The sequence below is a fragment of the Geobacter grbiciae genome (genome assembly GCF_018531165.1).
GTDB lineage: Bacteria > Desulfobacterota > Desulfuromonadia > Geobacterales > Geobacteraceae > Geobacter > Geobacter metallireducens.
The window spans coordinates 267,780-290,452 of the sequence record NZ_JAHDIW010000002.1; the positions used below are offsets into that span (position 1 = coordinate 267,780).

Here is a 22,673-nt window from a genome sequence, read left to right on the forward strand (position 1 = left end):
GATCTACCCTTTCCTCTTCGCAAAGCGGTCATCCAGATAGCCAGTCAGATCCACCTTGGCTTTCGCAACCCCAAACTTCACCATGTAGTCCTGAATGGCGACGAAATCTGCCCGTGAAGGAGCCAAATTTCGGAAAGTGAGGCGATCCTGAGGAGTAGTGAGGACTTTCTCTACGATCTCCGGGCGCTGGCCGAGAATCTTTACCGATCCCCTGGCCGCTTCGGCCGGCTTGGACTCAATGAAAGAAGCGGTACGGATAAGCCCCGTAACCAGTTCCTGTACCTCGGCAGGATAGCTCTGGATTATCTTTTCCTGCAGGTTAAGGGTGCAGCAGATGTGGTCTTTCCAGATATCCTTGGAGAGAACGAGGATCTTTCCCACCTTCTGGGCCTCGGCCTGGGCACCGAAAGGCTCGGCCACCATGAAGCCGTGGATCCGGCCGGTGGCGAGTGCAACCGGCATCTCGGGAGGCGCCATATCTATCACTTTCACGTCCCGCCCCGGCACCAGCCCCTTCTCGCTCAAGGCCTTGCGCAGCAGCAGGTTGTGAGTCGAAAAAGGACTCGGTATGGCGACGGTCTTGCCCCGCAAATCCGTGATACGGTTGATATCGGGTGAATTTTTTACCGTTATGGCGCTGCCATTACGGTGCCCCAGGAGCACCACTTTGATCGGTGCCCCCTTTTGGCGGAGCGCCAACCCCATGGGAGTGAGGAGGAAACCGCCGTCGATTTTCCCATTCTTCAGGGCTTCGGCGATCTCGGGCCATGAGGAAAACCTCACCGGCTTGATGCGGATGTTTTTGAACTGCTCCCTCTCGGCGGCAATCATGAGGAGGTGATCGGTGAGGGGGAGATAACCGATCTTAAGGGAAAGTGTGGCCCCGCCGGCCCAGGCGAAACGGCCGAAGGGAGTGGCAGCAGCAGCCAAAGCCAGGCCCGAGGTTTTGAGAAAGTCGCGTCTGTTCATGGGTATATCCTCCGTCTTTACGGATGTTCGTGATGATGTGGGTGCCCGTGGGCGTGGGCATGGGCGTGGCCCGCCTCCTGCTGGAGCGCCATGAGCCGGGCCGAGGCAGGCGGGCCGCAGGGGGCCCAGCCGAGCGCGGCACGACGCTCATCGAAGTCGGCGACGATCCGGCGGGCAAGGGCTACAGGGTCTCCATCCACCACCATGACCGATCCGAGGGTTTCCCGGGTGGCCTCGGCGAAAAAGCGGGCGACCTTGTCCGAGCCGGCCACTGGCGGGGCGATGCAGTGGTAGGAGTTAAGGCCAAGAAGGCGGAAGCCGAGGGCTGCGCCGAGCCCCTTCTCGTTGGACCACTCGGGGCTGGAAAAGGCGCAGGGGAGACGACGCAGGGGCTCGGCTGCGGTCAGGGCCAAGCCCTTGAACAGCGCTGAAGCCCGGGCGTTGTCGAGGCATTCGCCCATGTGCCAGACCGGCGGCAAGTTGAGGGGACCGAGCACGCTCTTTAACCCATCACCGGCCCCGGTCACCCCCTCGGGGAGGCAAAAGCCCATCTTCAGCAGGGCAAAGGCGGCACAACCGTTGGTCAGAAGCACCACGTCGTGGGCGATGAGTTCCTCGGCCACCTTCACCACCGCCTCCTCGTAGACCACCTTGGGATTGTTGCACCCCACGAGGTTCACCACGCCGCGGATGCGGCCGCTCTGCAGGTGTTCAAGGAGTCGGTCTGCCCCGCCAAAGGTGGCGGTGATATTCTCCACGGAGAAGCCCACCTCGGCGTCCATCCGGGCAGGGGGGATGAAGACCTTGCCTGCCTGTCGCTCGCCGAAGGCCTGGATGCCGCGCCGCACGATCCGCTGGGCCAACTGGTCGGCCTGGTCGAGGTTGGAGTGATGGTGGTCAAAGGCAATATGCTCGGCACCGGGAAGCCGGGCCGAGTCACTGGTGGTAACCACCCGGGTGTGGAAGCAGGCGGCAACGTCCATGATGCCGGGGAAAACGTCCTGGACATCGGCCACCCAAAGGTCAAGGGCGCCGGTTGCCAGCACCAGCTCCGCCCCCATGGCGTTTGAGAGGGGGGTAACGTCGCCGAACTTGGCCAAGGCCGAGTGGCCGGAGCAGCAGATGCCGTAGAGCCGAACGGTCTCGGCCCCCGCTTCTTTCGCCTCCTCAATCAGCTCCGTCCGCCGGGCTGCTGCAAGGATGGCAGCCACCAGCACCGGCGAATGGCCGTGGACGGCGATGTTCACGGTATTTTCGGTGATTGCTCCAACATTGGTTGAAACCCGGCTCCGCTTGGGGAGACCATAGAGACAGTCCATGGCGACGGCGGACCCCATCACGCTGCTCCAGGCAAAGGCAAGGCCGCAGCGGAGCACCTGGCGCATGACGTTTTCCCAATCGCCGTCGGTGCCGGTGGTGGTGCGGTGCAGGGCCTCGAACACCTCGTGGTAGGCCCCAACTGGGAGGATGTCGAGTTCCTTCCAGACAGAAAGACGCTCAGGAGTCGCCATGGCCTCCAGGGTCCGGTGCGGTCCGGGAATGGTCCGGCAGAGGTCCTCCAGGAGGATGAGGGCAATCTCACCCGCCATCTGGGGGATGGCTTTATTTTCATCAAAGATCCCGAACGCTTTGGCTGTGGCCACGACCTTTTCCGGGCCGAGGATCGGCAGGTCGAGAGCGCCTTCAGCCGCCCCTTTGAGGGCCAGCATCACCTCCCGTCCCCGGGCCCCGTGGGCCGCCACACCCGCCGCCGTCCAGCGGAGTATATTGCGGGCAACGATCAGGTGCGCATCGGCGCCGCAGACGCCCCGCTGGCTTTTCGGCGTAATCCGGCAGGGGCCCATGTGGCAGTTCTTGCAGCATGTTCCGGCCAGGCCGAAACCGCAGTGGGGCTTCTGGGCATCGAAACGATCGAAGGAGGTCTCAATGCCGGCCTGGTCCAGATGTTCCAGAATGGCTCGGACCGCTGGATCGGGGGTGCGGGCGATAACATCGCCCTTGGTTGGAAACGTGTTCTTCTTGCTCATGATCTGCTCTCTCTTGGCTCGATATATTAATCAAATCTGTTCTTGACTTTATTACTATAAGTTACACAAACAACATCAACAGATAAAGTGAACCGAAAAAATAAAGAATGGTTTTTAAATTGTCAACACATACTGTCAAAATTTCACATCTAGTTGCGTAATTTAGAGCAGTTACTTCAGCCAGACCTTTTCGCTCTTGTCGATCTTGATCACCTTCCCGTCCTGAATGACGAGGGTGACCGTGCCGAAGCGGATCTCCCACAGCGCCGCCCGGATTTTCTCCTCCCGGTCACTGCTCCACGGTTCTCCCTGATCGATAACCGCCGCGTTTGCCGTCTCTCAACTCCTTCTGATCGGTGGCGCCACTAAATCTGATAATCACCCACAAACCTCTGCATCTTCCGGGGCCGGGCGTAGACCGTTTCACCTATGCCGAGGGCGAGGCGCTCGGCCCCGTCCCGGGAGAGTTCCGCCTCCACCGTCTTGCCGGTGCCCCGCACGAGGAGCTCCACCCGCACCGCCGGACCCACCGCCTGGACATGACGCACCTCGGCCTCTACAGCAGCAACGGTGGGGGTGCGCTCCACCTCGATGTCGTGGGAGCGGACATACCCCACGGAAAGTTCCGGGGCCGCTGCCCGCGCCTGTCCCTGCTCCGCCCGGCAGTGGAAGAGGTTCACGCTGCCGAGGAAGTCGAAGACGAAAGGGTTGGCCGGCTGATCGTAGACCTCGGCCGGGGTCCCCACCTGCTCGATCCGCCCCTTGTTCATCACCACGATCCGGTCGGCCACTTCCAGGGCCTCCTCCTGGTCGTGGGTGACGAAGACGCTCGTGACATGGATCTCGTCATGGAGCCGCCGCAGCCACCTTCTGAGTTCCACCCGCACCTTGGCGTCCAAGGCGCCGAAGGGCTCGTCAAGGAGGAGCACCTTCGGCTCCACCGCCAGGGCCCGGGCCAGGGCCACCCGCTGTCGCTGGCCCCCCGAGAGCTGCGACGGGTAGCGGTCGGCAAGTCCTTCGAGTTGCACGAGGCGCAGGAGTTCAAAGACCCGCTCCCTGATCTCCTTCTTCGACGGCCGCTCCTTGCGCGGCTTTACGGTGAGGCCGAAGGCGACGTTCTCTGCCACAGTCATGTGCCGGAAGAGCGCATAGTGCTGGAAGACGAACCCCACTTGCCGCTCCCGCACGTGGCGGTCGGTGGTCTCCTCGCCGTCGAAGCGGATCGAGCCCGCATCGGGGGTCTCCAACCCGGCGATGATCCGCAGGAGGGTCGTCTTACCCGACCCCGAGGGGCCGAGGAGCGCCGTCAGTTCCCCCGACGGCACGGTGAGGTTCACGTCGTTCAGGGCGGTGAAGCTGCCAAAAGCTTTGTTGACACTGACAATCTCTATGCTCATGTCATGGTTCCTTTGTGATGGTCTTGGCGATCAGGTTAAGCGCTCTCGCGCATCCGCCACTCGACGAAACTCTTCGCCACCAGAGTGACCAGCGCCAGAAGCGCCAGGAGCGAGGCCACGGCAAAGGCGGCAACGTAGTTGTATTCGTTGTAGAGGATCTCCACGTGGAGGGGGATCGTGTTGGTCGCCCCCCGGATATGGCCGGAAACCACCGAGACGGCACCGAACTCCCCCATTGCCCGGGCGTTGCAGAGGATCACCCCGTAGAGGAGCCCCCACTTGATGTTGGGTATCGTCACCCGCCAGAACGCTTGGAAGCCGCTCGCGCCAAGGGTAATGGCCGCCTCCTCCTCGTCCTTCCCCTGGGCCTCCATGAGCGGAATCAGCTCCCGGGCTACGAAGGGGAAGGTGACGAAGACCGTGGCGAGGACGATCCCCGGCACGGCGAAGATGATCTTCAGGTCATGGGCCTGGAGCCACGGCCCGAGCCAACCCTGGAGCCCGAAGAGGAGCACGTAGATGAGCCCGGAAATGACCGGCGACACCGAGAACGGCAGGTCGATGAGGGTGATGAGGAGTTGCTTCCCCCGGAACTCGAACTTGGCGATGGCCCAGGCGGCCACCACCCCGAAGACCAGGTTCACCGGCACGCTCACCGCTGCGGTGACGAGAGTCAGCTTCACCGCCGCCAGGGCGTCGGGCTCGCGGATGGCGGAGAGATACGCGCCCCATCCCTTCTCCAGGGCTTGGACGAAAACCGCCGCCAAGGGGACGAAGAGGAAGAGGCCCAGGAAGAGGAACGCCGTGACGATGAGCAACCAGCGCACGAGAGCCGGCTCGGTGCGGGCTGATTTTGCAGAAATGCTGGACATGTCGTAGTCTCCCGATCAGGCCGCGTGGCGCCTGCTCCATTTCTGGAGGAGGTTCCTGATCACCTTACCCATGGTGATCTCCCGTGGTGGGTGGGCCAGGTAGTACCCGCCCCCCTTCCCCTTCTTGCTCTGGAGCACCCCGGCGTTCTTGAGCGCCAGCAGGATCAATTCCAGAAACTTCTTGGGAATCCGCTCTTCCCGGGCCAGGTCCGCAATGAGAATCGGGCCCCGGTCGTACTCCCGAGCCAGGTAAAGGAGCGCCTTGAGGGCGTATTTGGTCTTTTTGGAAATCATTTGTCTACAAATCCTATAGAGAATAAGTAAACTCTTTCCCGCGTTGCGTCAAGATAAATTTATGATGCGAAGAGGCTCTTGCAAAAATCCTGCGGGGCCGGCCTGAAGTGTTGTCACTCGCTAAAATTCCAAATATAAAGGGGTTAGCCTACACACTAACCCCTTGACCTTTTCAGAAAACTCACAAGCAGCACAGTGTGAGATTTCTCTATTTATTCCCGTGTTTCCCTTAGTAATTCCTTTTGAGGAAAGGGGGTACCGCCATTGTCGTAGAGCGGCAGCAGGATCTGGATGGAATGCATGCTGTTTCCGTTTAGTCGATCTGTTCGGAGAGATAGCACTGTGGCCCCATCTGCCGGAGCTGGTCGAGCTGGGCTTCAAGATTGTCTATATGTTCCTCTTCATCCTTCAGGATCGATTCCAGAAGCTCCCGTGTTCCGTTATCCCCGACCTCCACCGCCAGCCGGATGCTTTCGTTATACCCCTTGATGGCGGACTCTTCTGCAAGCCGGTCGTTTTCATGCATTTTGGGAACTTCTTCACCGATGTGCATCTTGTTAAGGTCACTCACGATCGGCCTTCCTTCCAGGAACAGGATCCGGGCAATAAGCTTTTCTGCATGCTTCATCTCGTCGATTGCGCGCTTGCGGATCATGGCGTGGAGCCGCTCATAGCCCCAGTTTTCGCACATTTCGGCATGCACGAAGTACTGGTTCACAGCCGTCAACTCTTCAGCCAGGCGTGCGTTCAGATGCTCGATGATCTTCTCGTTTCCTTTCATGTCTCGTCTCCCTTTCGATTCCGTAGTGTGTACCCGCAGCATTGCAATAACTACTGTCAAGTGAAGCAGAAGCAGCTCAAAGGTCAAGTGGTGTTCTCCACTTATCCGGATCGCCTGCTCATCACTGCGACGTAAAGAGACGCCTGTTCCTTGTAATCGCCTGATGGAGCCCTATACTTGTTCTTGCTGGAGCGGCTGGTGAGCGGAACCCGTACTAATAGAGGAACGCCATGATACCTGAGACGGTTCAAAAATTTGTAGAGGAGAGAGGCATTGCTTTCGTCGCATCAGCGACGCTTCAGGGAGTTCCCCATTTGGCTGCGGGGGAAAACCTGAAGGTCGAGGGATCCGATCGTATCGTCTTTGAATCGTGGTGTTGTCCGGAGACCCTCCGCAACGTAAAAGGAAACCCTAAGGTCTCCGTATCGGTAACGACCCCCGATGGCCGTAACGGCTACCAGTTTCTCGGCATAGTGGAAAAGGTCACCGATACGGCGATTCTTGACGGATTCGTGCCGGGGCTGGAGGTACCGGGGATGCCGCAAGTTGCGTCTCGCCTCGAAGTCAGGGTTGGGGCAATCCTCACGTTCTCGGTGGGTGTGCATACCGACAAGCCAATGTAGCCTGCCGGATGCTCAATCGGTATCGACGAATTTCACCAGAGTCCCTTTCTTACTCCCGTACCTGAAAACGGTTATCCCTTTTACCCCCTTCTCATAGGCAAGAAGGAAAGCTTTGGCCACATCTCCCCGTGTCGCCCTGGCGGGGAGATTGACCGTCTTGGAAACGGCATTGTCCGTGTACTCCTGGAAGGCAGCCTGCATCTCGATGTGATCTGCTGCGGGTATCTCCAGGGCGGTCTTGAAGAGCCTTCTGATATCGGCTGGAATGCCGGTTATACCGCGCAGATTACCCTGCTCCATAACCTTCTGCATGAGTTCGTCTGAGAACAAACCCCGTTCCTTGGCGACGTTCAAGAAATACCCATTGATTTCCGTAAGCTCGGTACCCAGAACATTCCTCTTATAGGCAAGGGCAAAAAGCGGTTCGATGCCGCTGGAACAGTCCGCGATGGTCGCCAGGGTCCCCGTGGGTGCAATGGTTGTAGTGGTAGCATTGCGTACCCGCGGACGGTCGGGAGCATCATAGACCGACCCTGCAAAATTAGGGAAGACGCCCCGCTCTTCGGCAAGCTCTGCCGACGCCTTCCGCGAGGTGTCCCTGACGAACTTCATCAGCGATCGGGCCAGGGCGAAGGATTGCGGATGATTGTACGGAAGCCCGAGCCGCAGGAGCAGGTCCGCCCACCCCATGACGCCGAGGCCGATCTTGCGGTTTCCCTTGTGCATCAGCTCGATGGCCGGCAAGGGATAAATGTTGGCATCGATGGTATCGTCGAGGAACCGCACGGCAGTTTTGATATCTTCAGCCAGGGAGGGAAAATCTATTCCCGGATCCTTGAGGTATCGTGCCACGTTCAGGGAGCCGAGGACGCATGCCTCATAAGGCAGGAGTGGTTGCTCGCCGCAGGGGTTTGTGCTCTCGAATGAGCCGATATGAGGGGTAGGATTTGCGCGGTTGATCCGGTCGATGAATACCAGACCCGGGTCTCCCGTTCCCCACGCGCTTTCGACTATTTCATCGAAAACCTCGTCGGCCTTGAGGTGCCAACTATCTTGCCTGAACGTGGGTTGACGATCTGGTATTCCCCTTTTGCGTGGAGCGCCTCCATGAAGGCATCGGTAACCGCCACGGAAATGTTGAAGTTGGCCAGCTCCTGAACATTCCGTTTCACCCGGATGAACTCCAGGATGTCGGGGTGATCGATGTGGAGTATCCCCATGTTCGCGCCCCGCCGCGCTCCTCCCTGCTTGATGATGTCGGTGGCCGTATTGAATATCTTCATGAAGGAAACCGGGCCGCTGGCAATGCCGCCGGTTGAGCGGACAATATCAGCCCTGGGGCGAAGCCGGGAAAAGGAAAAGCCGGTGCCGCCACCGCTCTGGAGGATCAACGCAGCGTTCTTCAGGGTATCGAAGATGCTCTGCATGGAATCTTCCAAAGGAAGAACGAAGCAGGCGGCTAGCTGCCCCATCGGCTTGCCGGCGTTCATGAGTGCAGAGGAGTTGGGGAGGAATCTCAGGGACGAGAGAAGAGTGAAAAAACGCTCTTCCCACTGGGCGGTATCACCGTCATAGAGCTTTTCAGTGTTGGCGACGGTTCGGGCGATCCGCTCGAACATCTCCTCTGGCGTTTCTATAATCTGCCCGTTTTCATCCTTCAGCAGGTAGCGGGCCTTCAAAACCTTTAGCGCATTTTCCGAGAGTTCCATGAAAGGAGTATACGGCGTTACGTGGGAAGCTCAACCTTGCCCTCTGTTCCAGTACAGTTCACGAAAGTTCAGGCACGCTTCCGCAAAATTCAAGACCCCCGCCCGGGCAAGCCCGAACGGGGGTCTCATGTCATGCTTTCAGCATCTCTGCCTCAAGCATTCTGTATCATGCGTTGAGGTTACTTGTACTCAGGCATCTCGTCGAACTGGAGATACTTGTAAACAACATCCTTCTTAGGTTCAACCTTCTCTTTGTATGCAGCCATAAACTCAGCAACAGTAGGCAGTTTGCCCAAGGTTGCAGTTACCGCGCCCAATTCGGCAGAACCGAGGAATACTTTAGCGCCATCACCGATCCGGTCGTCAAAGTTGCGGGTTGAAGTGGAGAACATATTGACACCATCGGGAACGCGGGCTTGGTTACCCATGCAGAGGGAGCAACCGGCAATTTCGATCCGGGCCCCGAAGGCGCTGTATACCGAGAAGTAAGCTTCGTCCTTAAGCTGCTTCTGATCCATGCGGGTCGGCGGGCAGATCCAGGTGCGGACGCTCGGGTTGAACTTAAGACCGCGCCAGATCTCGGCGGCAGCACGGAAGTGACCGATGTTGGTCATGCAGGAGCCGAGGAAGACGTCCTGGATCGGAGTGCCGGCAACATCGGAGAGGAGCTTCACGTCGTCCGGGTCATTGGGGCAGGCCAGGATCGGCTCAGTGATCTCGGCCAGGTCGATCTCGATGACGTCGGCGTAGGCGCCGGTCTCGACGGCGTTCTTGTCGGCTTCGAGGAGCTGCGGGTTCTTCAGCCACTCATTGACGGCGTCGATGCGATTCTGGAGGGTCTGGGCATCCTGGTAGCCGTCAGCAATCATCTTTTTCATGAGGGCTACGTTGGAGCGGAGGTAGGTGGCCACGCTCTCCTTGGAGAGCTGGATGCAGCCTGCGGCGGCGGAGCGCTCGGCAGCAGCGTCGGTCAGCTCGAAGGCCTGTTCCACGGTCAGGTCGGGAAGCCCTTCCATCTCGAGGATGCGGCCGTTGAAGATGTTGATCTTGTTCTTCTTGGGAACGGTCAGTTTGCCCTGCTTGATGGCCCAGTAGGGGATGGCGTTGACCGCGTCGCGAAGGGTGATGCCGGGGTTGAGCTTACCCTTGAAGCGAACCAGGACCGACTCGGGCATATCAAGCGGCATGAAGCCCATGGCACCGGCGAAGGCAACCAGTCCGGAACCGGCCGGGAAGCTGATGCCGATGGGGAAGCGGGTGTGGGAGTCGCCGCCGGTACCGACGGTATCCGGGAGGAGCAGACGATTCAGCCAGGAGTGGATAACGCCGTCACCCGGCTTGAGGGGTACGCCGCCCCGCTCGATGATGAAGCCGGGGAGGTTTTTGTGCATTTTCACATCGGCCGGCTTCGGATAAGCGGCGGTGTGGCAGAAGGACTGCATGAACATCGGCGACAGGAACTTGAGGCAGGCCAGTTCCTTGAGTTCGTCGGCGGTCATGGGGCCGGTGGTGTCCTGGGAACCGACAGTGGTCATCTTCGGCTCGCAGGCGGTGCCAGGGAGGATACCGGCCACGCCGCAGGCCTTGCCGACCATCTTTTGGGCAAGGGAGTAGCCCTGGCCGGCTTTGGGCGCGGGGTTCACCGGCTTGGTGAAGACATCGGTATCGCCGAGGCCGAGGGCCTTGCGGGCCTTCTCGGTGATAGCGCGGCCGATGATGAGCGGAATCCGGCCACCGGCGCGGAACTCGTCGGCCAGGGTGTTGGGGCTGATTTTGAAGGTGGAGATGACCTCGCCCTTATCGTTGGAGATCTCGCCTTTGGCGGTGTTGATGGTGATGACGTCGCCGTCGTTCATCTTGGTGACATCAGCCTTGAGGGGGAGCGCACCGGAATCCTGGGCGGTATTGAAGAAGATCGGGGCGATGACGCCGCCGATGATGACACCGGCAGTCTTCTTGTTGGGAACGGCGGGGATGTCCTGCCCCATGTGCCAGAGCACGCTGTTGCAGGCGGACTTGCGGGAAGAACCGGTACCGACCACGTCACCCACGAAGGCCACTTGGTGACCGGCGGCGCGCCAGTCAGCAATGTCTTTGAGGCGGTTCGGGAAGCGGGTCTTGCCCATGGCCAGGGCGTGAAGGGGGATATCGGGACGGCTCCAGGCGTCGCCGGCCGGGGAGAAGTCGTCGGTGTTGATCTCGCCTTCAACCTTGAAAACCTTGACCTTGATGGTCTCGGGAACGCCGGGGCGGTTGGTGAACCACTCGGCATTGGCCCAAGACTCCAGTACCTTCTTGGCGGCGGCATTGCTCTTGCTGAGTTCTACAACCTGATCGAAGCCATCATAGACCAGAGTCATGCCTGAAAGGGCACAGGTGGCTTCTTCGGCCAGTTCTGCATCCTTGAGGGCCTCAACCAGGGGACCCACGTTGTAGCCGCCGATCATGGTGCCGAGGATGCGGATGGCATCCACCTTGGAAACCAGCGGCGACTTCTTGGTACCCTTGACGATTTCGGCCAGGAAAGCAGCCTTGACCTTGGCGGCAGGATCGACGCCGGGGGAGACGCGCTCTTTCAACAGATTGAGAAGGAATTCCTCCTTACCTGCAGGGGGATTTTGCAGCAGGTTGCACAGGTCGGCAGTCTGCTCCGGGTTGAGGGGCAGCGCCGGAATACCCTGCGCCTTCCGTTCGGCTTCGTGGGCGAGATAGGCTTCGATCATATCCATTCCTCCTGTGATTTTACTTCTTGAATCAATCGTTATTTCGAGACGTTGAAATGATTGTGCGGCGGAAGAAAATGGATACTGTATACAATTTTTGCGGGGAATTGTCAATTGCTTAAGTGGGGCTTATGAGAAGGGGAAGAGGGGGCACAAAACAGCGCAGAAGGGGGAAGGAAAGTTCACCCTCACCTCCCCCCTGCGCTCGTTATTTTACCTGACCTGCAATGGCGGCCGGGTCCAGGAGGACATCGGACTGGGTGCCGGTGTCCATGGCTTTGAGTGTTGCTCTACCACTGGCCATCTCATCGCTTCCAATTATGAGGGTGAAGCGGGAGTTGAATTTATCGGAGCGGCGCATCTGGCTTTTGAGGCTCTTCCCCTCGTAGTCCATCTCCACTGAAACGCCAAGACGCTGGAGGCCGCACATGAGCCGAAAAGCTTCATCCTGGGCTTCAGTTCCAAGGGCGGCGATAAAGAGGTCGGGGCGCCGCGCGAACTCCTGCTGACCCAGCAGCAGAGCCACCCGCTCGACACCCATGGCAAAGCCGATGCCGGGAACGGCGGGACCGTCCAGATCGGCAATGAGCCCGTCGTAACGACCGCCGGCCGCCACGGCGCTCTGGGCGCCGAGGAGCCCCGTGACCAGCTCGAAAGTGGTACGGGTGTAATAGTCGAGGCCGCGCACCATCCTGTTATTGATGCTGTATGGGGTGCCCGCCCGCTCCAGGTGGCGGCGTGTGGCGGCAAAGTGGTCGTCGCAGCCGGCGCAGAGGTGGTCGAGCATGGCCGGAGCGTCGGCAGTCGCCTCCTTGCAGTGTGCAGATTTGCAGTCAAGCGCCCTGAGGGGGTTGGTTTCGTAGCGTCTCTTGCAGTCATCGCAGAGTCGGTCGAGCCGCTCACGGAGGAAGCTCTTCAGCGCCTCCCGATAGACCGGACGGCACTCGGGGCAGCCGAGAGAGTTTATCTGGAGGGTCGGCTCCGTAAGACCGAGTTCCGCAAAGAAATGGCAGAGCATGGTGAGAACCTGAGCGTCCACCTTGGGGTCGGTGACGCCGGTAACCTCGGCGCCGATCTGGTGGAATTGCCGGTAGCGCCCCTTTTGAGGGCGTTCGTACCGAAACATCGGTCCCATGTAGTAGAGTTTTGCCACCGGATCCTGGGCGTAAAGCTTATGCTCAATATATGCGCGCATCACGCTCGCGGTCCCCTCGGGGCGCATGGTTACGGCATTTTCTCCCTTGTCCACAAAGGAGTACATCTCCTTCTCCACGATGTCGGTGGTGTCGCCGATGGAGCGGCAAAAAAGTTCGGTTTTTTCAAGAATTGGAACGCGAATCTCGGCATAGCCGTAAAGACCGAAAACGCGGCGAGCGGTCGCCTCGATGTGCTGCCACCGCTCCACCTCGCCGGGAAGAATATCGTTAAAACCCTTGACGCCAGTAATCATGTACTTACCTACTCCTTAAACTTTAAATAACCAGCTAAATTATCAACGAATTGCAGTTGCCCTGAACACACAGTTTTTACCCTGCTCCTTCCCCTGGTACATGGCCTTGTCGGCCAGTTCGAGGAGTTCGAGCTTGGACTGGGTGTCGGCGGGATAACAGGCGTAGCCGAGGCTTGCAGTGAGCCGAATATTGAACCCTTCTGCAGCCAGGAATGTGTGCCCCTCAATGGAACGGCGGATCCGCTCGGCCACGGTGGCAGCCCCCTTCTCCCCCGTCTCCACGAGCATGACAGTAAATTCGTCGCCACCGTACCGGATTACGATATCCACTTCGCGTACGGATTTCTTGAGGAGCATCCCCATTTCGTTGAGGACTTGACTCCCCACCAGGTGGCCGTGGGTGTCGTTTACCCCCTTGAAGAAATCCAGATCGATGAAAATCATGGATACCGTAGAGCCGAAGCGGTCTGCCCGCTTGATCTCCCGATCGAGAGAGATATCCAGGTAGCGGTAATTGAAGAGCCCGGTCAGTTCATCGATATAGAGCATGTCCCTGGCGTTCGAGTAGCGGGAGGCGTTCTCAAAGGCAAGGGTTGACTGCTCAAGAAGAAACTGAATGCTCTTCTGCTTGTAGTCGAACGGAAGTTTCTGCCCGGGGTTATTGAAAATGACTACTATCCCCTGAACCTCTCCCTTGGAACGTATGACAAGAAGAAGCCCTTCCGAGAGCTCTAATCCGTCGAATTCCGCTCCCGACACAAGAGGGGTCGTATTGATCTTGTTGATAACCGCGCCATCATTGGTCTCGATACAGAAATTTTTCCGAATTGCCTCAGCAAGCTTCTGGGCTGCCTCCTCGCTGAACCCCTTGAATTCCTTAAGGGCAAGGTTATCGTCCTTATGATGGAACAGGCCAATGGCCCTGTCAGCACCGATCTCATTTGTCAGGGCGTCAAGGACCACCGCTGAAAGGCGTTCCATGTCGATGCAGTTGGCGATGTTCTGGCCGATCTGGAAGAGGTTCAGAAGTTCTTTCAGTTCGTAGTTCTCGTTGATGAGCCGACGCTGCTCGAAGCAGAGGGCAACGGTATGCTTGAACTCTTCATGATTGAAGGGTTTGAGAAGGTAATCACGGGCGCCGCTTTTGAGGGCCAACACGGCAGATTCAACATTTGCGTGCCCGGTCACAAGGATAACATCCACCGTGGGCATCTGCTGTTTTACCCTTGTCAGGAGTTCGATGCCACTCATGCCGGGAATGACCAACTCGGCGATGACAAGCTGATAATCGTTGGCGGAAAGAAGCTCCAGCGCCCGGGCACCGGAGGTCACCGTATCTACCTCGTATCCGTCTTCCTTGAGGAGATCCACATACATCTGCCGAAAGAAGCGATCATCTTCGACAACGAGGATTTTATCCATGGAGGGTAGCTCCTGAGGGTGCGAATTTGTGCAGTGTCCGCGCTTTAACCCTGAAAACTATCAGATAAAACGGGATGCTTGTCAATGAAAATGCCCGTCCGAGAAGGTTTTGACTGAATACCCACTCCCGTCGCTTGTCACCTCGATCGTCCCGTTCAGGTCGGTGCGACAGACCGAAACAGCGCGCTTCCTCAGACGTGCAATGGTTTCCGGCGACGGAAGGCCGAAGCTGTTGCGAGTTCCGGCTGAAATGAGCGCCAGACGAGGGGATGCCGCGTCGAGAAAGCGGGGCGTCGAAGAGTGACGGCTGCCGTGATGGGGCACCTTGAGGACCGTGCAGGCGAGTCTGTCCGGCTCGTACAAAAGCCGCTCCTCGGCATAACTGCCAATGTCACCGGTGAAGAGCATGCTGAACGTTCCATGCGTGAGCCTGAATACGAGGGAATCATCATTTTGGTCACTATCCGGCTCAGCAAGCGGGCGATGTGCCGGAGCCAGGGGCTCGATCCGAACGTTGCCGACAGAAAATGGGGAAGAGGAAGAAGTAATGTATCGAACCGGAACCCGGTGAGCGGCAAGAATCTCCCGGAGCTTTGCATGGTCGCCGACTGGTGTTGTGATGCCACTCTCCCAGAACTCACCGATGGGGAACAGGGTGGCAAGAGAAATAAGCCCTTTGATATGATCGGGATGGGGGTGAGTCAGAACAACCATGTCGAGCCGGTCGATCCCCATGCTCCAGAGTGCCGGGGCCAGAAGCTGCTTCCCCACATCCATTCCGCCTTCGTGGGGAGATCCGCCCCCATCCACGAGCATTCGTCTGCCGTCAGGGAACGTGACAAGGGTCGATTCCCCCTGCCCCACACTGAAAAAGGTGATCCTGAGGGTTTTCGATGAATCAGCCACCGCCGGCAGATGAAGCGCCAGCACAAGCCCCGCAGCCAGTGCACTCAGGAGATAATGGATTCGCTTTCCCTTGACGAGCGAGAGGGCCAGGAGGGCAAGGTAGAGAATGAAGAGGTCTGTGAGGGTCGCGTTTCGCACAGGGAGAGGCGGAATTTGGGCCACGGTCGCCATGATTCCGTCGGAAATTCTCACCAGCCACGCAGCGATTCCAAGGAGGAATTTGGCCGCCGCCGGGAAAAGGTAAATAAGCGGCAGAGCGGAAAACCCTGCCACTACTGCTCCGTACCCCAGCAGAGGAACCGCCACGAAATTTCCGACAAGCCCGGCGACCGATGCCCGGTGAAAGGTGTGGACCACCGGAAGAAGCGTGACCATGGTGGCGGCGACCGATACGGCTGCAAACAGCATTACCTTCTTCAGTGTGCCTTCCCGTAAATCGCCAAAAGGTTCCATGCAGAGGGGCGTCAGAACCAGTATCCCCCAGATGGCAAGAAACGAGAGCTGGAACGAGATATCGAAAAGGGCTTGGGGGTTGAACATCAGAATGCCGAATGCGGCTGCCGTCAATGTGTTGAGGGGATCGGTCTCCCGCTCAAGGAAAAGCGCCAGGGTTACAAGGGCGATCATCACTACCGAGCGGACCGTGGCCGGAGCCAGTCCGGCAATAAAGAGGTAAAAGATGACAGGAGGGAGCGTGGCCAGAAGGACGGTGCGCCGAAGGTTCAGGTGCAGGGTAAGAAATTCACACCGGACGAGGAGGTGAAAAAGGAGATAGTGGATGGTGAGGGCGATTACCCCAATATGGAAGCCAGAGATGGAGAGGATATGGTTAACCCCGGCGCGGGCGTAGATATCCTCGGTGTCTTCCGTAACGAAACCACGTTCTCCCACGAGGATAGCCCTGAGCAAGCCCCCCTCGGCCGGTGCACTGCTGCCAATGAAACCGCCCATCTCCGCGGCCAACCGGTCAAACCAACGCTGGACCGGATGTGCCACCGCTTCGCGGATCAGGAGTATGTCGTCGGCGCTCTTGATTGACGCCGTGGCGTAGATGTTACGGTAGGCAAGGTAGCGACGGTAGTCGAATTCTCCCGGAAGCCCGAAATTTGTCGGTTCGCGGACCCGGGCTTCGAGCCTCACCCGGTCGCCGGTCAGAATGGTCCCCCTCCCCTCCCGAACGTAAACCAAGAGACGACCGATGGCCGCAGTGCTTTTTTTGTCACGAATAATCCGGTCGACATCGAGAATGATTCTCATCCCCCCCTCCGAGGCTTCGGGTCGGGCTCCGACAATCCCTTCAACTATGACCGGTTTCGGATCGGTACTATACACAAGATGATGTGGTGGGTGTACAGGGGCGAGAAACGGGTGAAGTGCAGCACTCCCCCAGACGAAAAACAGAGCGATGAGGATTATCGTGAACGGGATGCGGCTTTTGAGGAAGACAGCCGCCAGAGCGGCCACAAGGAGTCCCGGAAGGAGCTGGTACGGGAGTACGATACCAAGATGGTGGGCAGAGGCAAGGCCACCCACCATGCCGAGGAGTGGAAGAAGAAGGGGCCTTCCGGTCACTCAGCCCCCTAACGTGTCGGACGAAGACGGCTCAAATCTTTCCGGAGCTGAGTTTCAAGCTCTACCCGCGGAACAGTTGCCGTCGGCTTTTTGTTCCCGAGCCCAATCGCTGCAAGATAATCGGCCGGAGAGGACGAGCGTGCGGTGAGTTCGACGACGTCGGCACCGCCACGGAGGGGGAGTTGGATTTTCAGGGTATGGGTCCCTCTCGTCAGGCGCGTAATCCCCAGATCGTACCAGTTGAGGTACGGTTTCCCATCCCACTGTATCCGCTTTCCGTTGAAATCGGTCATGAGCTTGCCGCCGAGAAGCCGAACGCGAACACCATATACCCCCGTTGCTGCCACATCGAGGGGGAGTTCGAGGGATGCGCCATCCGCCCCTGCCCGCACCCATGTCGGCGCCACATGGGTTCCAAGGTAATCGGCCGAGGTCAGATCGACCGACGACGGAAGAGTTTTGACGTTCTGGAATGCATGGATTTGGGGTTTAGTTCCCGGCGCAACGGCAAACCCTTTCTCAAGATTGAGGGCCGCCGCTACGGCTTCGGCGTAATCACTCCAGGTAAGGGGAGCACCGGCGTGCCAGCCATCAAGGGGCTCAATGGCCGGATGATCACCGGAGGCAACAAGCGTAAAAGCATCAACCCCTCCTTCAGGAGGCAGCAAGACCGATATTACCTGACGTCCCCCCTTGAGAAGCACCGTTCCCGCCTCAACCTCACGGAGACTTCCGCCTGTGCTCACCGTGAATTCTTTTCCCCCTGCCAGCCAACGCTGGCCATCACCCCGAGACACAACCCTCAAGAGGTATTCACCGCCGCGGGGGATGAAAACCGTAAAGTGGACAGTTGTCGGAGCGGCGATACCACTGAGCCAACCGGTTCCCGAGAATGGGCCGTGGAGCGGATAATTCCGGAACGCGACGCTATCGCCCTGCACGTCATAGACGTCTTCAGCCTCAAAGCGAAAAGTGCGTTTCCCGCTCAGGACAGTCAGATAATCGGCAGTTTTCGGTTCAGGTGGCAGTCCCTCCTGCCACCCCAATTCCTTCACGAGGGTTGCAGCAAACTCTCCCTGGGTGATGAAATCCGCGGGCGCCGATTCGGCCAGGAGTTCGCCGCGAACCACCAGAACCATGGCGACAACCAGAAGAACCAGTGAAAAAAACGACTTCAGAGAAATTATCCGCCATGATGCGATCATGGTAATCCTCCGCATGTACTCAAAAAATTGCGTTATCTCATATAGCACAGGTACTTGTATTTGCCAATTGGCATGTGTGATGATATTAATATATAAGTCGCACTCGTAATATATAAGTCGCACTCGGTTCCTGCAACAAACATCTGACTCACGAAAGGTTGCAATCTCGTGATCGTTCACAGGGAATTCCGAAACATAATAATTCCCTACTGTGGAGAGCCCAATTGAATCCCCCTCTACGTGTGCTCATAATCGAAGACTCTGAAGACGATTGTTTTTTCCTCGTCAGGGCACTCAAGAAAGAATACGAAATCACCCACGTACGGGTTGACGCGGAAGATGCTCTTCGCAAGGCGCTCATCGGCGAGAAGTGGGACATTGTTCTGTCCGACTACTTCATGCCCCAGTTCGATGCGTTGGCTGCGCTATTGATTCTCCAGGAGATGAATCTGGATCTCCCGTTTATCATCGTTTCCGGCAGGATAGGCGAAATAGAAGCGGTCAAGGCGATGAAGGCCGGCGCCCACGACTATATCATGAAGGGAGATTTTACCCGTCTCATGCCTGCCATACGCAGGGAACTGCGTGAGGCCGTCATCCGCGAAGAACGTCGCCGGGCTGAGAGAGATCTGCGGGAACAGCTCCACTTCAGACAGGTGCTCATCGACTCCATCCCCGCCCCCATTTTTTTCAAGAACACTAACGGGGTGTTTCTGGGGTGCAACAAGGCCTTCGAGTCGTTCTCAGGCCTTGCCCAGAACGAGGTTATCGGCAAAACCATGGCTGATCTTGCCTCGAACAGCATTTCCGAACGGTTCGTTGAAGCCGACAAAGAGTTGTTTCAGCATGGAGGCACTCAAATCTATGAAAGCTGCATTTCCTTTGCCGACGGAGCTCTCCACGACGTCATCTTCTATAAAGCCACCTTCAACAACATCGACAACACCCTCGGCGGGCTCGTCGGTACGATCCTCGACATTACCGAGCGCAAACAGACAGAGGAAAAGCTCCGCTACATGAGCACCCATGATCCGCTTACCGGCCTCTACAACCGGGCCTATTTCCAGGAAGAACTCGAACGTCTCGAGCAGGGGCGTCAGTTTCCGGTAAGCATCGTGGTCAGCGATATCGACAAGCTCAAGTACGTCAACGACAGCCTCGGCCATGCGGCAGGGGATGATCTGATAACCCGGGCCGCCCTGATACTCAAAGGGGCTTTCCGCGCTGAGGACGTTGTGGCGAGAATCGGTGGCGACGAGTTCGCTGTTCTTCTCCCAACTGCCGACGCGGTGGTCGTGGAAGAGGCTCTCACACGGGTGATGTCGAAAATCGAGGCGAGCAATACCCCCGACGTCTCCTTCGCGCTCAGCATGTCTTTTGGTGCGGCTACCGCCTCGAAGGGGGAGCGGCTGGAGGAAACCCAGAAGCTTGCCGACAAAAGAATGTATCAGCACAAGTTCAAGAAGAACAACACGGCTGCCTGAAACCTTTCTCCCCCCTGTCGGTAACCGTTCAATCCCTCAAATCAAGCTACAACGATGGAGCACCGGCAATTTTTGTCGTGATGTTAAACTTTTCGCATGAGATGCCGAAAAGATACAGGGGAAGCGACGTAATGAAATTTCTCCGGATCAGACGGAGCATGCAATGACGGTGGCCGTGAACCCTTCTTCTCTTCGAGTCCTCATCATCGATGACTCTCCTTTCGATACCGAACTGATAATTCGCGAGCTCAACAGTTGTTTCATCACCCATTTCCGCAGAGTAGACACGGCGGAAGAAATGCTTGATGCCCTTGCAAGCGCGACGTGGGATATCGTGATTTCAGACTACGTGATGCCCAGCTTCAGCGGCCTCAATGCCATCGCCCTCCTCAGGAAGGAGGGATACACGACGCCGCTCATCGTGGTCTCAGGCAAGATTGAAGATGAGGCCGCCGTAGAAACCATGCGGGCCGGTGCCAACGATTACATCCTCAAGGACAATCTTGCGCGACTGGTTCCTGCCATCCGGCGCGAGCTTGAGGAATCAGAGGTCAGGCGGCAGAAAATGAAGGTCGAGGATGAACTGCGCAAGCTATCCCATGCAGTAGAGCAGAGTCCGGTATCCATCATTATCACCGACCAAAACGGCACCATAGAATACGTGAACCCTAAATTCACCCAGGTTACCGGATATGGCGCCAACGAGGCCATCGGACAGACCCCGCGTATTCTCAAATCGGGTAACATGCCTGACAGCGAGTATCGACGGCTCTGGGAAACAATCACATCCGGCCGCGAATGGCATGGCGATATAATCAACAAGAAGAAGAACGGTGATCTGTTCTGGGAACGGGCATCTATTTCGGCCATCAAGGATGCCGAAGGTGTCATAACCCATTTTGTTGGAGTGAAGGAAGATATCAGCGAACAGCGACGGACCGAACTGGCACACAAACAGGCCATGAACCAACTCCGCCAGGCCCAAAAAATGGAAGCCATCGGCCAATTGGCAGGGGGTATCGCCCATGATTTCAACAACCTTCTTACCGTAATCAACGGTTACAGTACCATGCTGCTCCACGAGATGCCCGTTGACGATCCCTTCCGCTCCGAGGTTAACGAGATCCTCAAGGCAGGCGAGCGGGCTGCCGACCTCACCCACCAACTCCTTGCCTTCAGCCGCCGCCAGATGCTTGAGCCCAAGGTGATCAACATCAACCATCTGGTCAGAAACATGGAGAAGATGCTGAAGCGGCTGATCAGGGAAAACATCGTCATGCATACCAGTCTTTACGAGCAACTTGGCGTTGTTAAGGTTGACCCGGGACAGGTGGAGCAGATCATCATGAATCTGCTGGTGAACGCCAGAGATGCCTTGGGTAACGGCGGCACCATAACCATCGAAACTGCCGACGTCTATCTGGACAAGACGTTTGTAAACGAAAACCCGGGAGCGGTCGAAGGTAAGTATGTCATGCTGGCGGTTCACGACAACGGAGAGGGGATGACCGAAGAAACCAGGCGGAAGATCTTCGAACCCTTTTTCACCACCAAGGGGCAGGGAAAAGGGACCGGACTCGGTCTTGCCACAGCGTACGGCATCGTCAAACAGAGCGGCGGATACATTCAGGTAACCAGCGAACTTGGCCAGTGGACATCGTTTCGGGTGTATTTCCCCCGCGTCGATTCCGAAGCATGGCAGGAAGAAGCCGTTTCAAGTCGCGAGGGGCCAAAGGGTAATGAAACGATCTTGGTTATCGAAGATGAAATCGGTGTGCTGAACCTCACCGCCCATACCCTGAAACGGAGTGGCTACGAAGTGCTTCAGGCGAGTTCTCCCACTGAGGCAAGTAGAATTTTTTCCGCCGACCACCACCGGATTGATCTCGTCCTCTCCGATGTTATCATGCCCGAGAAGAACGGCCCAACGCTGGTGCGGGAATTCAGGGAGAAACGCCCTGATCTTAAAATCATATTTATGTCGGGTTACACGGATGATACGATATCGTCTCAAAATATTGTTGATGAGCACACAGCCTTTATCAACAAGCCTTTCACGCCCGATGTGCTGGTCGAACGTGTGCGGGATATCCTTGAGGGCCGGCTGAATATATAAACACGAGAGGAGCTCCTGTGCTACCTACCATCTTGACTGTCGACGACGAGGAAATGATCAGGGACCTTATGGTTACGGCCCTTTCCCGTGAGGGATACCGTTGTTTTCAAGCCGGCAGCGCCGAGGAGGCTCGTTCCGTCCTCCAGAACAACAGCATAGATCTTGCGATCCTCGACATCATGATGCCCGGGCTTTCAGGCGATGACTTTCTCAAGGAACTCAAGGCACTGAGTCCCGAGACCGTGGTGCTCATGGTAACAGCCCTGAGTGACACGGAAACAGCCATGAAATGCATCCACCTCGGGGCCTACGATTATATCCTCAAGCCTTTCGATATCGACCGGGTGCTCCTGACTATTCACAACGCCCTGGAAAAGCAGCGTCTCCTCACCGAGAACCGGGAATACCAGGCAAATCTGGAGAAAAAAGTTGACGAGCAGACCCGCCAGATTCGCATGGCCATGGAAGACCTGAACCTCGCCTACAATCATACCCTGACGGCTCTCGTGAGGGCGCTCGATGCCCGCGAGAAGGAAACTGGCTCCCACTCGGAGCGGGTTATGACTTACACCCTGCTCCTCGGGGAGGCCATGGGCGTCCCTGAGAAGGATCTGAGTGTCATGGCGCGGGGAGCACTTTTGCACGACATCGGCAAGGTCGGCATCTCCGACAACATACTCCTGAAGCCTGCCAAGCTCGATGAACGCGAATGGATGGAGATGATGCGCCATCCCCAACTCGGCTACGAGATCCTCTCGGGAATCAAGTTTCTCAAGGGACCAGCCGAAATGGTATTAGCCCACCACGAGCGGTTCGACGGCAGCGGTTATCCAAAGGGCCTTTCCCGAAGTGGCATTCCCCTTGGCGCCCGCATCTTCTCCCTGGTGGATACCCTCGATGCCATGACGTCGCACAGACCTTACCGCAAAGCGCTCCCCTTTGAGGAGGTCACCAGTGAAGTGAAACGTTGCAGGGGAACTCAGTTCGATCCGGAGATCGTCGACATTTTCCTCTCAATTCCCCGTGAGCGGTGGGAAGTCGTCGGGAAGAGACATTTCATCGTCGGCTAGTCTTTCCATTCTTATCACCGCAGAAACAGTCAGACATCCCCCCTTGTCACTCT

Annotated in this window: 17 protein-coding genes and 1 pseudogene; 4 read left to right on the forward strand and 14 right to left on the reverse strand. The window is 57.6% G+C overall.

Annotation, left to right across the window (positions count from 1 at the left end):
• Positions 1 to 3: 3 nt before the first annotated feature.
• The 7 genes and pseudogenes from KJB29_RS04665 to bfr all read right to left on the reverse strand — a co-directional run bounded on the left by KJB29_RS04665 (position 4) and on the right by bfr (position 6,340).
• Positions 4 to 969 carry an ABC transporter substrate-binding protein gene (locus KJB29_RS04665; RefSeq protein ID WP_004511943.1) on the reverse strand — a complete coding sequence of 322 codons (966 nt, stop codon included), beginning with the start codon at positions 967 to 969 and terminating at the stop codon, positions 4 to 6.
• 17 nt (positions 970 to 986) lie between these two features.
• The gene (gene cooS / locus KJB29_RS04670; protein WP_004511942.1) at positions 987 to 2,996 is read right to left on the reverse strand and encodes an anaerobic carbon-monoxide dehydrogenase catalytic subunit; all 2,010 of its coding nucleotides are present in this window, start codon (positions 2,994 to 2,996) and stop codon (positions 987 to 989) included.
• A gap of 171 nt (positions 2,997 to 3,167) precedes the next feature.
• The gene (locus KJB29_RS19255; RefSeq protein ID WP_081431810.1) at positions 3,168 to 3,314 is read right to left on the reverse strand and encodes a DUF2292 domain-containing protein; all 147 of its coding nucleotides are present in this window, start codon (positions 3,312 to 3,314) and stop codon (positions 3,168 to 3,170) included.
• Between the two features lie 47 nt (positions 3,315 to 3,361).
• Complete coding sequence (locus KJB29_RS04680; RefSeq protein WP_004511941.1) at positions 3,362 to 4,393, reverse strand: sulfate/molybdate ABC transporter ATP-binding protein; 1,032 nt, start codon at positions 4,391 to 4,393, stop codon at positions 3,362 to 3,364.
• A gap of 35 nt (positions 4,394 to 4,428) precedes the next feature.
• The gene (gene cysW, locus KJB29_RS04685; RefSeq protein ID WP_004511940.1) at positions 4,429 to 5,265 is read right to left on the reverse strand and encodes a sulfate ABC transporter permease subunit CysW; all 837 of its coding nucleotides are present in this window, start codon (positions 5,263 to 5,265) and stop codon (positions 4,429 to 4,431) included.
• Between the two features lie 48 nt (positions 5,266 to 5,313).
• Positions 5,314 to 5,559, reverse strand: a pseudogene (locus KJB29_RS04690) (RrF2 family transcriptional regulator); the annotation flags it as partial.
• Positions 5,560 to 5,872: 313 nt separating this feature from the next.
• Complete coding sequence (gene bfr, locus KJB29_RS04695; RefSeq protein WP_004511936.1) at positions 5,873 to 6,340, reverse strand: bacterioferritin; 468 nt, start codon at positions 6,338 to 6,340, stop codon at positions 5,873 to 5,875.
• Positions 6,341 to 6,570: 230 nt separating this feature from the next.
• Between bfr and KJB29_RS04700 the strand changes: the two genes are divergently transcribed.
• On the forward strand, positions 6,571 to 6,963 hold the full coding sequence (locus KJB29_RS04700) for a pyridoxamine 5'-phosphate oxidase family protein (protein ID WP_004511935.1): 393 nt from the start codon (positions 6,571 to 6,573) through the stop codon (positions 6,961 to 6,963).
• Between the two features lie 12 nt (positions 6,964 to 6,975).
• Here the strand turns inward: KJB29_RS04700 and KJB29_RS19500 are convergent, their stop codons facing one another.
• The 7 genes from KJB29_RS19500 to KJB29_RS04730 all read right to left on the reverse strand — a co-directional run bounded on the left by KJB29_RS19500 (position 6,976) and on the right by KJB29_RS04730 (position 17,950).
• Positions 6,976 to 8,046: an adenosylcobalamin-dependent ribonucleoside-diphosphate reductase gene (locus tag KJB29_RS19500; RefSeq protein ID WP_337998870.1), complete on the reverse strand. Its 1,071-nt coding sequence runs from the start codon at positions 8,044 to 8,046 to the stop codon at positions 6,976 to 6,978.
• Positions 7,974 to 8,672: a ribonucleotide reductase N-terminal alpha domain-containing protein gene (locus KJB29_RS19505; protein ID WP_004511933.1), complete on the reverse strand. Its 699-nt coding sequence runs from the start codon at positions 8,670 to 8,672 to the stop codon at positions 7,974 to 7,976. Before KJB29_RS19505 ends, KJB29_RS19500 begins: the two co-directional genes overlap by 73 nt.
• 179 nt (positions 8,673 to 8,851) lie before the next feature.
• On the reverse strand, positions 8,852 to 11,395 hold the full coding sequence (gene acnB / locus KJB29_RS04710) for a bifunctional aconitate hydratase 2/2-methylisocitrate dehydratase (protein ID WP_215733587.1): 2,544 nt from the start codon (positions 11,393 to 11,395) through the stop codon (positions 8,852 to 8,854).
• Positions 11,396 to 11,603: 208 nt separating this feature from the next.
• Positions 11,604 to 12,845: a histidine--tRNA ligase gene (hisS, locus tag KJB29_RS04715; protein WP_215733588.1), complete on the reverse strand. Its 1,242-nt coding sequence runs from the start codon at positions 12,843 to 12,845 to the stop codon at positions 11,604 to 11,606.
• A gap of 42 nt (positions 12,846 to 12,887) precedes the next feature.
• Positions 12,888 to 14,267, reverse strand: coding sequence for a GGDEF domain-containing response regulator (locus KJB29_RS04720; protein ID WP_215733589.1), 1,380 nt, complete (start codon positions 14,265 to 14,267; stop codon positions 12,888 to 12,890).
• 81 nt (positions 14,268 to 14,348) lie between these two features.
• A complete protein-coding gene (locus KJB29_RS04725) occupies positions 14,349 to 16,709 on the reverse strand; it encodes a DNA internalization-related competence protein ComEC/Rec2 (protein WP_246560526.1) in 2,361 nt (786 codons plus the stop codon).
• Positions 16,710 to 16,753: 44 nt separating this feature from the next.
• Positions 16,754 to 17,950, reverse strand: a complete 1,197-nt coding sequence (locus KJB29_RS04730) for a carbohydrate-binding protein (protein WP_215733591.1) — start codon at positions 17,948 to 17,950, stop codon at positions 16,754 to 16,756.
• Positions 17,951 to 18,174: 224 nt separating this feature from the next.
• Here KJB29_RS04730 and KJB29_RS04735 point away from each other — a divergent pair, with 224 nt between their 5' ends.
• The 3 genes from KJB29_RS04735 to KJB29_RS04745 all read left to right on the forward strand — a co-directional run bounded on the left by KJB29_RS04735 (position 18,175) and on the right by KJB29_RS04745 (position 22,620).
• Positions 18,175 to 19,434: a diguanylate cyclase gene (locus KJB29_RS04735; RefSeq protein WP_215733592.1), complete on the forward strand. Its 1,260-nt coding sequence runs from the start codon at positions 18,175 to 18,177 to the stop codon at positions 19,432 to 19,434.
• Between the two features lie 163 nt (positions 19,435 to 19,597).
• Positions 19,598 to 21,550 (forward strand): hybrid sensor histidine kinase/response regulator, encoded by a 1,953-nt coding sequence (locus KJB29_RS04740; RefSeq protein WP_215733593.1) that lies wholly within the window; start codon positions 19,598 to 19,600, stop codon positions 21,548 to 21,550.
• Between the two features lie 17 nt (positions 21,551 to 21,567).
• Positions 21,568 to 22,620, forward strand: coding sequence for an HD domain-containing phosphohydrolase (locus KJB29_RS04745; RefSeq protein ID WP_215733594.1), 1,053 nt, complete (start codon positions 21,568 to 21,570; stop codon positions 22,618 to 22,620).
• Positions 22,621 to 22,673 lie beyond the last annotated feature (53 nt).